The organism is Gemmatimonadaceae bacterium, assembly GCA_040882285.1.
Lineage (GTDB): Bacteria > Gemmatimonadota > Gemmatimonadetes > Gemmatimonadales > Gemmatimonadaceae > JACDCY01.
The window spans coordinates 316,593-328,928 of the sequence record JBBEBQ010000010.1 but is presented as its reverse complement, the minus strand read 5'-3'; the positions used below and the strand labels follow the sequence as shown (position 1 = coordinate 328,928).

Sequence of the window (12,336 nt, the reverse complement as noted above, 5' to 3'; positions counted from 1 at the left end):
GCTATTGGCTATTAGCTAACGGCTCCCTGTGGTCGATGATCACTCGCTCCATACTGCGGCGCAGCCGCATCCGCACTCTGTAAAGCAGCAGCGCCGCCACCATCATCAGCGCGACGAGCGATCCCCACCACAGCCCTTCCGCGCCCAGCCGCGCGCCGAAACCGAGCAGCAAGCTCAGCGGCAGCCCGACGAGCCAGAAGCCCAGCGCGGCCGCGATCATGGGAAAGCGCGTGTCGCCGATTCCCCGCAGGATACCGGCGGATACCACCTGCGTTCCGTCGAACACCTGGAACAGCCCCGCGATCGGAATCAGCCCCGCGGCGAGCGCGATCACTTCCTGGTCCCGCGAGTAGAGGCCGGCGAGCCCGAAGGGAAAGAGCAGGAACACAGCCGCGGCGAGGCACATGAACCCGACGCCGCACACCAGTCCCGCGACCGCGTACCGGCGCACCGCCGGCTCGTCCCGCGCCCCGACCGCGCGTCCGACGAACACCGCGGTCGCCGAGCCCACGCCCACCGGAACCATGAACGTCAGCGACGCGAGATTGATGGCGGCCTGATGCGCGGCGACAGATACGATCCCGAGCAGTCCCATGAGCAGGATCAGTCCGCCGAAGTACGACACTTCCAGCTCGTGCTGCGCGCCTATCGGAAGTCCGAGGCGCAGCATCCGCGCGAGCGGCGCGCGCTCGAGAGCCTGCCGCCGCAACGGCCGCACGTACGGTCGCAGCCGCCGCCACGCGAGAGCCAGGAGAACCAGGACGAGCAGCGTGCGGGAAATCGACGTCGCCAGCGCCGCGCCCGTCACCCCGAGCGGCGGAAACCCGAGGTTCCCGAAGATGAGTGCCCAGTTGAGCCCGACGTTCGCGAGGTTGCACAGCAGGATCGTCGCGACGATCGCGCGCGTCAGGCCGAGCGCCTGCAGCAGCTGCCGGAAGACGAGGAACGCGTTGAAGGGAAGGAGGCTGGGCAGACAAATCAGCACGTACCGCGCGGCCAGCGGCACCAGCTCGTCCGGCTGCCGGAGAGCGCGCAGCACTCCTTCCGCCGGCAGCATCAGCGCGCCGAGCACGGCACTAAGCACGAGCGCGAGCAGCAGCCCGCGCTGGACCGCGAGCGCTATCCCCGTCTCGTCGCGCGCGCCCACCGCCTGCGCGATGAGCGGATCGAGCACGAGCAGCACGCCCATGCCGAAGATCGCGACCACGAAGAAGTAGAAGTTCCCGATCGCGGTGGCGGCGAGCGCTTCCGCGGAGAACCGTCCCGCCATGATCGCGTCCACCACGCCCATCGTCATCAGTCCGACCTGGACGACGACGATGGGCGTAGCGAGCGAGATCAGCGCGCCGTATTCACTCCGGCTGGGACGCAAGACGGTTCCTCGTGCATGGTTCGTGGCTCACGCGACGCCCTCCACGACTCGCCGCGCGAACCACCAACCATAATCGAGAGCAGGACTCCCCGTCACTTACGTCCTAAGCCGTCACTCGCGGGCAAGCGCGAACCGGTCGCTTCCGGGTACAGTTCGCTCGAAAATGTCGCCAAGGAGCAGTGACGTGAGCATCGAGCGGACACATTCGCGCTGGTCCGGTCGCACAATCATCGTTACGACTCTCTTCCTGCTCGTCGTCGGCGGAGCGGTCGCCGGTTGCACCGCGGCGCAGCCCGGGGCCGCATCCGCGCCCACCGGCTTCGACGTGCCGGGCAACATGTCGCCGCAGACGATCGCAGCGGGACGGGACATTTTCCGTTTCGAGACTTTCGGCGACGAGCAATTCTGGACCGACACGGCGCGCATGCACGAAGTCGTGCAGAAATCGGTCAGCCCCAACACCGCGCTGTCCGTCGGGCTGAAAGTGGATGCCGAAGCGATTCCGCCGGACGTTGCCCAGGCAATCAAGGCAGGTCAGGTCGACCTCAACAGCCCGGCCACGACGGTGACGCTCCTGAAGCTGAACGCCGTCGTTGGACTCAAAGGAGCGGTGAACACGGTGGGCGGCCGCGACACGCTCGTCCGCCTCGGGATCACGTGCGCGCTATGCCATTCGACCGTGGACAACTCGTTCGCACGGGGAATCGGCCGGCGGATGGATGGCTCGCCGAATAGGGATCTGAACGTGGGAGCGATCATATCACTCTCGCCCGCGATCACCCCCGCGCAAAAGGCGGTGTATGGCTCATGGGGCCCCGGCAAGTACGATCCGCGCTTCAACTTCGACGGCAAGAGCACGCCGCTCGTCCTCCCACCCGCGTACGGCCTGGCTTCCACCCGCAACGTGACGTTCACCGCGGAAGGACCTATCTCCTACTGGAACGCGTACGTAGCGATCACGCAGCTACACGGGCGCGGCAACTTCTCCGACCCGCGAGTCGGGATCGACATACGGCAGTCGCCGGACCTCGTGGCGCCCAAGCTCGCCGCGCTGCGGGCGTACCAGCACAGCCTGCAGACGCCCGCGCCGCCGGCCGGGAGCTTCGACGCCGCGGCGGCCGCGCGCGGAAGATTGGTCTTCAATGCGAATTGCGCGTCGTGCCACGTCGGCGCGACCGGGACCGACAACAATTCCGGCGTGCTGCACGATCCGTCGGAGACCGGCATGAGCGCCGCGTATGCGATGCGCACGGCCAACAAGCGGTATCGCACCACGCCACTTCGCGGGCTCTGGCAACATCCGCCCTATTTCCACGATGGAAGCGCCGCGACGCTCGACGCCGTGGTCGCGCATTACAACAACGTTCGCCGCCTCGGCTTGAGCGCGTCGCAGCAGGGCGACCTCGTTCAATTCCTGAAATCGTTGTGACGTGGCTCGGGAGCAACCGGCACTGGACCAGGAACATCATCGCCAGCCCATAGATCAGAGCACGCGTAGGTAGCAGCTCCGGATGCTTGTGACGCGGATCATGGCAGCCGCGTCCTGCTACCAGGGGTTGGTGAAAGTCCCTGCCGAGTGGTTGGCGGCAGGGGCTTTTTTTGTTGGCAGGCTTCGAGGGAACCGAAAGGGAACTGCAACTTTCCCGGAGATTGTAACCGGTCATCTTATTGGTCATGCAGGGAGACGAGGGCCACTTCTCGAACGTGTACGACGACGACGCGCGGGCCCTTGCCTACGCGGCGCTCGATTTCCCCGGTACGTACTTCCTCGCCTACCGCGACCTGCCGGCGATCATCGCCGGGCACGTCACCGGGCGCGAGGCATTGGACTTCGGCTGCGGTGCCGGGCGGTCCACACGGTTCCTGAAGCAGCTCGGATTCGACACGACCGGCATCGACATCTCGGCGAAGATGGTCGAGCTCGCTCGGAAGCTCGACCCCGCCGGGAGCTATCACAGGGTCGAAGACGGTGACTTCAGCGCGCTCGCGCCCGGCCGCTTCGATCTCGTCCTGTCGACGTTCGCGTTCGACAACATCCCGGGCGTGAGCAGACGGCGCGACTTGCTGCACGGGCTTCGGCGGCTCCTCGGCCCCGGCGGGCGAATCATCCTGCTCGGGTCCACACCCGACATCTACATGCACGAGTGGGCCTCGTTCACCACGCGCGATTTTCCTGACAATCGCGACGCGAAGAGCGGGGACCCTGTGCGCATCGTCATGCAGGACGTCCCCGACCGGCGGCCGGTCGTCGACCTCATCTGGTTCCACGAGGACTATCTCGCGCTCTTCGCTGCCGCGGAGCTCGAGCTCGTCGCGCGATTCACGCCGCTGGGCAGGCCCGACGACGGGCAGAGCTGGATCAGCGAGACGGCGATCGCGCCGTGGGTGATCTACGTGCTACGAGCTAGTCTCGGTCCCTAGCTAGCGGCCGCGCGCGGGGCGGATTTCGCTTCGCTCTGCCCAAGCTTGCCAAGTTATCCAAAAAAGGTGCTGCGTATCCAGCCGATTACGGCCAGCAGAAGCATAAACCCGACGAACAGGATGACAACTTCCGTCCGGTTTCCGAAGTGTGTCGATTTTCTTTCAGGAGCTGTCTGCTTTTTCACTTCCACCTGGTCACGCCTAGATATCCTGCGCCAGAGCACCGATGCTGCCGGCACAACAGTTACCAGTAATGCAAAGAATATGAACCAACCCATCACGGGGTCTTCACGAAGAAAGTTCAAGAATTCAGTAGCAGCTTGTCCCGCACGGCGGAGGGCACCTCTATCCCGACAGAATTGGCAAGCAGCAGCGCGTAAATAACGACGTCGGCAATCTCATGCCGAAACTTCGCGAGATTCTCGGGGCTACTGAACCACTCTGTAACCGTCAAAGAGGCGCGGGCCGGAATCGAACCGGCGAATAGCGGTTTTGCAGACCGCTGCCTTACCACTTGGCTACCGCGCCGTGTGTGGGGAATACGTAAAATAGCGGGAAGGAGGCTGTTAGCTATTGGCTGTTAGCAGTTAGCTGTTGGCTGTTGCAGTTAGCACGCAGCACGCAGCACGCAGCACGCAGCACGCAGCACGCAGCACGCAGCACGCAGCGCGGTTACCCGCTCTTCCCCCGCAGCCCTTCGGCGAAAAACACGATCTCGCTCATCAACCGCCGCTCTCCGATCTCCCGCGCACCGTCACCTTCGACCGCGAGCCGAGGGTTCTTCCGCCTGAGCTTCCGCTCTATCCACAACCCAACGTCATACCCGGAAGCGAGCTGCCGGCCATCCCGCCCTTCCGCCGTCGGCACTCCCCCGAGCGCGTTCGCGGGCAGATCCAGCAGCTCCCGCCACGCCGCCGGCGCGAGCCGCGTGCGCGCGCCGAACAGCACCACCGCCGCGAACCGCTCGCGCAGCTCGCCGTTCTCGGCGCCCCGCACGCGCGACTTCGTCACCATCCCGGCGAGCAGATCGAGCATCGCGGACACGTGCCGAGCAGTCGGGCGGATGACTCCCGTCTCCCACCGCGCCACCGTCACCCGCCCCACTCCCACCGCGTCGGCGAAATCGGACTGCGTGAGCCCGAGACACCGCCTGCACCGCGCCGCGCCGTCCGCACGCACCGCCGTGCGCGCCAAGGCCCCCCAATCACTGTTCGCTCGCTTCATCACCCCGAATTCTATGCGCGGTAAGCTGTAGTCGCAGCCTCGTCGCTCAACAACCTTCCGCCGTTACGTCCTCACGCAAAACGGAACGACGGTGAACGCACACCGCGCCAAAAAAAAACAGCCGGGCGCGAGCCCGGCTGTTTCTCGAAAATCTCCCCCGCTCTCCCTACTTTGTCCGCACCACGACCAGCCTGAGCCTGTCGGTCGGTACGCCATTGTTGACCGTGAATCGCACCGTGCTCGTCGTTCCCGCCGCCACGCCCAGCCTGTAGTAGGCCGCACCCCCATTGGTCATCGTCAGAGACGTCGCCTCGGTAAGGCTGTTGACCTTGAGCGGATACACATTCGGATCATTGATCTCCGGCAGGAGCGTCCTGAAGTTCCAGCTCGGGTGCGTGTACTGCGCGAGAAGGCCGCTGAGCCCGATGTCGTCCACGTAGTTCGCGACCGCCCAGTCCTTCGCGGCTCCGGTGATATTCGGGTCGAACCTGTTACGCAGGTTCACCATGCCGGTGTCAACCGAGTTCTTAACGAGCTGTGCCCATATAGGCTCGACGACGAGCACCGCCATGGACGGCGCGGTTGCGGGAGCCGAATAAAACCGCGGACCCGTGTGCGCCCGATTGGCGTACGCCGCGCGCGCTGCGGGGACCCGGCTCGGCAAGTCGCGGCGTTCCAGCCGGCGCAGCCTGTCGTGGACCGTGTAGTCGAGCTGCACCCCGCTGCCCGGTCCAAGGCTCCCCGCAGCGAACGTCGAGAGCCGCGCGCCAGCCGGGGCCGCCGAGGGGTTAGGCGGTCCCGTGACCGCGATACTCGAAGTCGCGCTGGCTGTCGTGGTCATCGTCCCGTCCGTCGCAGTCGGGCCGCTACCCGTCGCGGGAATGTCCGCCGCGAAGGCGACGATCGTGAACTCGCCCAGGCTCGCGCCCGGTGCGACATCGAACTGGGCCGCGGCGGCACCGTCTATGCGGCACCGTCCGCCCAGCGCGAGCGATACCGGCGCCGCGCACGTCGACTCAGTGACGGCGGTCGAACCGATGCGATCGGCGAGATACCGCAGGAACGACCAGGCGGCTCCACGAGTCTCGAGATCATCACCCTTCTCGTACGGCGAGTTGTTGTGCGGGGTCCTGAGGTAATTCCTGAACCGCACGGCGTTGGAGATCCCGAATAGGTTGAACGCCTGCCGTCGCGGCTCCGTGGCCCGGATCTCGTTCGCCCCCAGGTTCATCCTGGGCTGCGCGTCCCCGCTGGCGTCGTAGAATAGAAGCTCCTCGGCGATGTGCGACAGCCCCTCTTCCATGTAAATGGTCTCCGGCCACAGCGCCCCCTGAGTGATGAACAGGCGCCGGGAGGAGTTGATGAGATGCTGCATCTCGTGCCCGATCACGCCAACGGTGATGCGTCTGACATCATCCACCGACCGGGGATTTTGATTGATCGAGCCGGTCGGATCCGGCACGAGCAGATAGAACATCTCGGCTACGTTGCTCGCCGAGCAGGCCGGAAGCCCTCCGCCGGCGGTTTTCGGGAACAGGTCGCGCCCGAAAAAGAACCCGCCCACCACGCCCGTCGAGCCGGCTTCGGTGAGCTCGTTGACCGCGCGGGTGAACAGCGCGATCACCCTCGCGTTGTTGTCTATGTCGGCGGGCTCCCCGAAATTCTCGGTGAGCACGGGCCAGACGAGACTCTCGAACGACGCCGCGAACGCCTCGTAATCGGCCGTCGTGAATCCATTCGGCGGGTTGTTGACGTCGGCGTAGATCAACAGGTGGGCGGACGTGGCCTCGAGCCTGGCGGACGCCATGATCGGGTCGCTGCACGACTGCACCGCGTTCACGTTGAACGACTGTTCGGTCACCGCCGCCTGCACGAGAATAGAAGTTTCCTTGAACACCGTGCCCGCGGTGGCCCGGATCGTCGTCGTGCCGAATCCCGTAGCCGTTACCAGTCCGGAGCCACTGACCGTCGCGACCGCCTGGTTGCCCGACGTCCACGAGACAGGCGCAGAGACCGGATTGCCCGAACCATCCTTGGGCGTGGCCGTGAGCTGGACCGTCTCTCCGATGACAAACAGCCGCAGACTGCCGGTCGGCACCAGATCGACCGAAGCCGGCCCGGCCGGCGGCGTAGGACCATCCCCCCCACCGCACGCAGCCGTAAACATCAGACCAGCGGCAACGAGCACTCTCGTCGCGGAAAAAACGCTCATGCGCAATGCCACCATATGATGAGGAGAGCTCGAGGTCCGGGTGTCGTATGCGAAATTGAAGCTATGACTGGAAACCGCCAAAGCAATCGGACGCGCCCCGGAGCCGTACAGCCCCGGCCACCAGAGCATCCGCACCGCATTACCATGACTTCTATGCCGATCGAACGGAAACGGTCCCTTCAACGACGGCGGCCATGCGACGACTCGATGTGACGACTAGGCGGACCGGCGGCCTGGTGAGGTTCTGGCTGGCGGGGCTGCTCATCGCCGCGGGCCTGTACTGGATCGGCCGGACGGTGCCGGCCGCCCGCGAGCTCCTGATTCCCGGCTACTGGATCCTGGCCGCGCTGGCGTTCTTCTTCACAGTCCGCTGGTACCGGCCGCGGCGCGGCGACCGGCGGCGCGGCGAGCGGAGGGATCAGTGATATTTTTCCGGCTCGACCACGAGCTGCGTCAGCTCGTCCACCCGGTCCTGCAGTAACCGGTCGCCCGCGCGGGAAAGCTCCGCCGCGCGGTCCGTCACCTGATCCACCAGCGACCGCACCCGCTCCGGCTCCTCCGTCATCTCCAGCAGCTCGCGCAGCGCGGACGACGGCGGCAGGTCGCCCGCGAGGCAGCGCTCGAGTACCCGCCGCGCGGTCTCGGGGTGGATGCCGGACGTCAGCCTGATCGCCGCCGCCCGCTCGTTACCCTCGCGTCGTGTCATGTGCAGATGTGCGTTTTGCACGAACCGCGCCCGACAGCTAGATCAGCGGAGCGCCCCGGCCAGGACCACCGGACCCGTCGGCGACCGGGCGCCGCCGCCCAGGTCCTCCTCCTCACTGATCGACACCGTGTTCAGCGCGGCGAGCGCGAGCCGATGCTCCGTGCTGAACGTCCCGGTCCCATCGGCGCCCGGCCGGAAGGTGCCGAGCGCGACACGGCCGTCGTCGGTGCCCAGCCAGACCTGGAAGACCCTCCCCGGACGCGGCTGCCGCAGGCTGTAGACGAACAGCGTCCACCGGTCGCTCCGCCTGTCCCAGAACATGCGCGCCAGCGGCTCGCGCGCCTCACGGTTGTACAGGCTGATGATCCGCACGCCCGGCCCGGTCACCGACGCGATCGTCGTGTCGCGCTGGGCGACGGCCTGCTCCAGCTCCGCCACGCGCGAGTCGTCGACCGCGGACTCCGTCGCTCCACCGTCCGCCAGCGAGTCGCGCTCGCCCCGCGAGTTCAACATCGCGGCGATCGAGCCCACGGCGATCAGCGTCGCCACCACCGCGATCCAGATCGGCATGCTGCTCCGGTCCAGCCGCTCCCGGACCGGCTCGGACTCGACCCGCGACGGTCTGGCAGCCGGAGCGCGGGGCTCGGGTGACCGCGCCGGCTCGACCCGCACCGGGCGGCGCGGCGTGGCCGCGTCCTTCCCGCCCGTCCTCGCGACCAGCCGTGACTTGATGCCCGCGGAATGCCCCCGGTTCAGCTCCCGCTCGGGGATCAGAGCCGAGAGCGAGGCGGCGACGCGATAGAAGCTGCCCAGCTCTGCGGCGCACTCCGGGCAGCCCGCGGCGTGCGCCACCACTTCCTGGGACAGATCGTCCGGGGCGATGCCGAGGGCGACGGCTTCGATCTCCTCCGCCGCCTGACCGTGCGTCAGCGGAGCCGTCACGGCGTCCCCTCCGTCGCGCTCGCGTCCGGCGCCGCGGGCTCGGCCAGCGCGTCGCGCAGCTTCCGCATCGCCACGCGCAGGCGGGTGCGGGCGGTCTCGGGCGACTGTTTCGTCAAGGTGGCGACGTCCGCCGAACTCATCCCGCGGAAGAACGCCAGCTCCAGGACCGTGCGCTGGTCGGCCGGAACCGAGGCGAGCGCCGCCGCGATCCGCTGCTGCGCGGCACCGGGAATCCCGCCGGAGTGCGCGGCGGCCGCGGCTGGAAGCCCCGTGGTGTCTTCCAGCACGCCGTCGAGCGGACGCTTCCTGCCCCTGAGCCGCTCGGCGACGCGCTGGCGGCAGATCAGCAGTAGCCAGGTGGCGACGTCGGCCAGGGTCGGATCGTAATTTCCAGCCCGCTGCCACACCCGCCAGAACGTCTCCTCCACCGCGTCCTCGGCCTCGGCGACGCCCCCCAGTAGATGGAACGCGTGAGAGTGGAGCGCTTGCGCGTGCCGATCGTACAGCGCGGACAGAGCGACGGGGTCGCCGTGCGCTATGCGCCGCACCAGGGCAAGGTCGTCCGTCGCGCGCGGTTGGTCGGAAGCGATGTCGGCTGGAATCACGTGGACAAATTAGTAGCTTTCAGCTTGATGCACCGCGCCAATCCCGCCTCGTCGCTCTCAACCTTCGCCACAATCGTCGCATAGAATGCCCACTCCACGACTCGCCGCTATCCAGGATCTCGCGACGCGCTCGGTGCTGCTCAACGACCGCGGTGACTCACACCGAATCTCCGACTACTTCGGCGTAAATACGTTCGGCGCGCGCCAGATGCGCGACAAGCTGCCGCAGGAAGTCTACCAGAAGCTGCACGAGTCGATTCGCTGGGGGAAAAAGCTCGACGCTGAAGTGGCGCCGGTGCTCGCGCAGGTGGTGAAGGACTGGGCTATCTCCCGCGGAGCGACGCACTTCACGCACTGGTTCCAGCCGCAGACGGGACTGACCGCGGAGAAGCACGACGCGTTTCTCTCGTTCGATGCCGATCACAATCCGCTCGAGGCATTCTCCGCCGAGCAGCTGATCCAGAGCGAGCCCGACGCGTCGAGCTTTCCCTCCGGCGGCTTGCGCGCGACGTGGGAAGCGCGCGGGTACACGGCGTGGAACCCGGCGTCGCCGGTATTCATCGCGGAGTGGGCCGGCGTGCGCACGCTGTGCGTGCCGTCGGTGTTCATCGGCTACAACGGCGAAGCGCTCGACGAGATGACGCCGCTCCTGCGCAGCTCGGACGCGCTGTCGCAAAAGGCGGTCGAGCTGCTCGAGATACTCGGCGACGACGTGCACCGCGTGTACACCACGCTCGGGCCGGAGCAGGAGTACTTCCTGATCGACCGCACGCAGTTCGCGCTGCGTCCCGACCTGGTGATGGCCGGCCGCACGCTGGTGGGCGCGCCGCCCGCGCGGGGACAGCAGCTCGAGGACCACTACTTCGGCGGCATTCCGGAGCGCGTACAGGCGTGCATCGCCGAGGTCGAGTACGAGCTGTACAAGCTCGGCGTGCCGATCAAGACGCGGCACAACGAGGTCGCGCCCTGCCAGTTCGAGATGGCGCCGGTGTTCGAGGAGACCGACGTCGCGTGCGATCACAACATGCTGGTGATGTCCACGCTGCGCCGCGTCGCGCTGCGGCACGGCCTGCAGGCACTGCTGCACGAGAAGCCGTTCGCCTGGATCAACGGCAGCGGCAAGCACTGCAACTGGTCGATGCAGGTGCGGTCGGACGATCCGCGGCTCGACGGCGCCAACCTGCTGAAGCCGGGCGAGACGCCGCACCAGAACGTGCGCTTCCTCATCTTCCTCGCCGCCGCGCTCCAGGGATTGCACAAGCACGCTGGGCTGCTGCGCGCGGGGATCGCGTCGTCGGGCAACGAGCACCGGCTGGGCGCCAACGAGGCGCCGCCGGCGATCATCTCCGCCTTCATGGGCGAGATGCTCACGCGCGTCATCGACGAGATCAGCACCGGCAAGACCAGCCCGAACGCCGAGCAGGCGATGATCAAGCTCGGGGTCGCGAAGCTGCCCGAGATCCAGCGCGACAACACCGATCGCAACCGCACGTCGCCGTTCGCGTTCACGGGGCAGAAGTTCGAGTTCCGCGCCGTCGGCTCGAGCGCGTCGATCGCGTTCCCGGTGATGATCCTGAACGCCGCGGTCGCGGAGGCGATCGCCGAGTTGACCGGGAAGCTCCGCGCCGAGCTGAAGAAGACCCAGTCGCGGGACGACGCCGTGCTCGCGGTGGTGCGCGAGTCGTTCAAGTGGAGCACGCCGGTGCGGTTCGAGGGAAACAACTACTCCGAGGAGTGGGTAAAGGAGGCGGAGCGGCGCGGATTGCCGAACTTCCGGCGCAGTCCCGACGCGCTCGACCAGCTCGTGACGGACAGCTCGCGCAAGCTGTTCACCGGCCTCGGCGTGCTGACGAACGAGGAGCTGGATTCGCGCTACCACGTCCGGCTCGAGCGGTACTCCAAGGACATCCTCATCGAGCTGGCGGCGCTGCGCGAGGTCGTGGACACGATGATCCTTCCGGCGGCGTTCGCGTACTCGGGCTCGCTGGCGCGCTCGGCCGCGGAGGCCAGGACGGGCGGCGTGGAGGTGATCCCCCAGCTCGAGGCGGCGAACGCGATCGGGCGGATGATCGAGCGCCTGGTGGCGAGCCGGAACGCGCTGTCCGACGCGATCGACGACGCGAACGAGCTGCACGACGACCCGCGGAAGCAGGCCGGCTTCCTCACCTCCGAGGGCGCGCGCTCCATGGCAGCGGTGCGGGAGGTTTGTGACGAGCTCGAGTTAACAGTTGGAGATGAGTACTGGCCGCTGCCTAAATACCGGGAGATGCTGTTCCCGGTGTAACGGCTTGAACTACGCAGCACGCGGCGCTTTTCCCCTTCGGCACAACCGTTGCTGGTTAGTACTCCTTTGAGTGGACGACTCTCGAGGAGGAGCCAATGAAAGCTCAGGACATAATGTCGGCGGATCCCGTGTGCGTGACGCCGCGAACGCCGATGGAGGAAGCCGCCCGGCTGATGAAGGACCACAATGTCGGCGCGCTGCCCGTGGTGACCGAGGAAGGCTCGCGGCAGCTCGTGGGCGTGATCACCGACCGTGACATCGCCATCCGGCACGTCGCCGAGGGACACTCGTCGCCCGACTGTCCGGTGAGCGAAGCGATGAGCGAGAACGTGATGACGTGCCGCTCCGATACCCCCGTCCACGACGTGATGGAGACGATGGGTCGCGAGCAGGTGCGCCGGATTCCGATCGTGGACGAGCGCGGCGCGCTGGTCGGCATGGTGTCGCAGGCGGACGTCGTGCTCGAGGCCAAGGACGACAGAAAGGCCGAGGAGATGGTCGAGAACATCTCGAAGCCGTTCGGAAAGCACTCTCAATAAGACGGCTTTTGGCTATTGGCTGTTGGCTGTT

At 66.8% G+C, this 12,336-nt stretch carries 11 protein-coding genes and 1 tRNA gene; 5 read left to right on the top strand and 7 right to left on the bottom strand.

Going from position 1 to position 12,336, the window contains the following annotated elements; translation table 11 throughout:
* Nucleotide 1: 1 nt before the first annotated feature.
* Nucleotides 2-1,372 (bottom strand): MATE family efflux transporter, encoded by a 1,371-nt coding sequence (locus WEA80_07125; protein ID MEX1186344.1) that lies wholly within the window; start codon nucleotides 1,370-1,372, stop codon nucleotides 2-4.
* Nucleotides 1,373-1,556: 184 nt separating this feature from the next.
* Here WEA80_07125 and WEA80_07120 point away from each other — a divergent pair, with 184 nt between their 5' ends.
* Both WEA80_07120 and WEA80_07115 read left to right on the top strand, forming a co-directional pair.
* Nucleotides 1,557-2,801, top strand: coding sequence for a c-type cytochrome (locus tag WEA80_07120; protein ID MEX1186343.1), 1,245 nt, complete (start codon nucleotides 1,557-1,559; stop codon nucleotides 2,799-2,801).
* 245 nt (nucleotides 2,802-3,046) lie between these two features.
* The gene (locus WEA80_07115) at nucleotides 3,047-3,793 is read left to right on the top strand and encodes a class I SAM-dependent methyltransferase (GenBank protein ID MEX1186342.1); all 747 of its coding nucleotides are present in this window, start codon (nucleotides 3,047-3,049) and stop codon (nucleotides 3,791-3,793) included.
* Nucleotides 3,794-4,249: 456 nt separating this feature from the next.
* Here the strand turns inward: WEA80_07115 and WEA80_07110 are convergent.
* The 3 genes from WEA80_07110 to WEA80_07100 form a co-directional block, all read right to left on the bottom strand.
* Nucleotides 4,250-4,321, bottom strand: a tRNA-Cys gene (locus tag WEA80_07110).
* 144 nt (nucleotides 4,322-4,465) lie between these two features.
* A complete protein-coding gene (locus WEA80_07105) occupies nucleotides 4,466-5,017 on the bottom strand; it encodes a helix-turn-helix domain-containing protein (protein MEX1186341.1) in 552 nt (183 codons plus the stop codon).
* 166 nt (nucleotides 5,018-5,183) lie between these two features.
* Nucleotides 5,184-7,229 carry an Ig-like domain-containing protein gene (locus WEA80_07100; GenBank protein MEX1186340.1) on the bottom strand — a complete coding sequence of 682 codons (2,046 nt, stop codon included), beginning with the start codon at nucleotides 7,227-7,229 and terminating at the stop codon, nucleotides 5,184-5,186.
* A gap of 194 nt (nucleotides 7,230-7,423) precedes the next feature.
* On the opposite strand from WEA80_07100, the gene WEA80_07095 reads away from it, so the two are divergent.
* Nucleotides 7,424-7,654, top strand: a complete 231-nt coding sequence (locus WEA80_07095; GenBank protein MEX1186339.1) for a hypothetical protein — start codon at nucleotides 7,424-7,426, stop codon at nucleotides 7,652-7,654.
* Here the strand turns inward: WEA80_07095 and WEA80_07090 are convergent.
* From WEA80_07090 to WEA80_07080, 3 genes are read right to left on the bottom strand one after another with little or no spacing between them, the layout of a single operon-like run.
* Nucleotides 7,648-7,935, bottom strand: a complete 288-nt coding sequence (locus tag WEA80_07090; protein ID MEX1186338.1) for a hypothetical protein — start codon at nucleotides 7,933-7,935, stop codon at nucleotides 7,648-7,650. The two genes, WEA80_07095 and WEA80_07090, sit on opposite strands and share 7 nt — an antisense overlap.
* 42 nt (nucleotides 7,936-7,977) lie before the next feature.
* On the bottom strand, nucleotides 7,978-8,877 hold the full coding sequence (locus WEA80_07085) for an anti-sigma factor (protein MEX1186337.1): 900 nt from the start codon (nucleotides 8,875-8,877) through the stop codon (nucleotides 7,978-7,980).
* Nucleotides 8,874-9,482, bottom strand: a complete 609-nt coding sequence (locus WEA80_07080; GenBank protein MEX1186336.1) for a sigma-70 family RNA polymerase sigma factor — start codon at nucleotides 9,480-9,482, stop codon at nucleotides 8,874-8,876. Before WEA80_07080 ends, WEA80_07085 begins: the two co-directional genes overlap by 4 nt.
* A gap of 85 nt (nucleotides 9,483-9,567) precedes the next feature.
* On the opposite strand from WEA80_07080, the gene WEA80_07075 reads away from it, so the two are divergent.
* Both WEA80_07075 and WEA80_07070 read left to right on the top strand, forming a co-directional pair.
* A complete protein-coding gene (locus tag WEA80_07075; GenBank protein MEX1186335.1) occupies nucleotides 9,568-11,766 on the top strand; it encodes a glutamine synthetase III in 2,199 nt (732 codons plus the stop codon).
* A 95-nt stretch (nucleotides 11,767-11,861) separates the two neighbouring features.
* Nucleotides 11,862-12,305: a CBS domain-containing protein gene (locus WEA80_07070; protein MEX1186334.1), complete on the top strand. Its 444-nt coding sequence runs from the start codon at nucleotides 11,862-11,864 to the stop codon at nucleotides 12,303-12,305.
* The last annotated feature ends 31 nt before the right edge of the window (nucleotides 12,306-12,336 follow it).

Bases quoted from the DNA above. Each gene is read 5' to 3' on its own strand.
- WEA80_07115 (MEX1186342.1), top strand. From the start codon at position 3,047: ATGCAGGGAGACGAGGGCCACTTCTCGAACGTGTACGACGACGACGCG.
- WEA80_07105 (MEX1186341.1), bottom strand. From the start codon at position 5,017: ATGAAGCGAGCGAACAGTGATTGGGGGGCCTTGGCGCGCACGGCGGTG.
- WEA80_07100 (MEX1186340.1), bottom strand. From the start codon at position 7,229: ATGAGCGTTTTTTCCGCGACGAGAGTGCTCGTTGCCGCTGGTCTGATG.
- WEA80_07095 (MEX1186339.1), top strand. From the start codon at position 7,424: ATGCGACGACTCGATGTGACGACTAGGCGGACCGGCGGCCTGGTGAGG.
- WEA80_07090 (MEX1186338.1), bottom strand. From the start codon at position 7,935: ATGACACGACGCGAGGGTAACGAGCGGGCGGCGGCGATCAGGCTGACG.
- WEA80_07075 (MEX1186335.1), top strand. From the start codon at position 9,568: ATGCCCACTCCACGACTCGCCGCTATCCAGGATCTCGCGACGCGCTCG.
- WEA80_07070 (MEX1186334.1), top strand. From the start codon at position 11,862: ATGAAAGCTCAGGACATAATGTCGGCGGATCCCGTGTGCGTGACGCCG.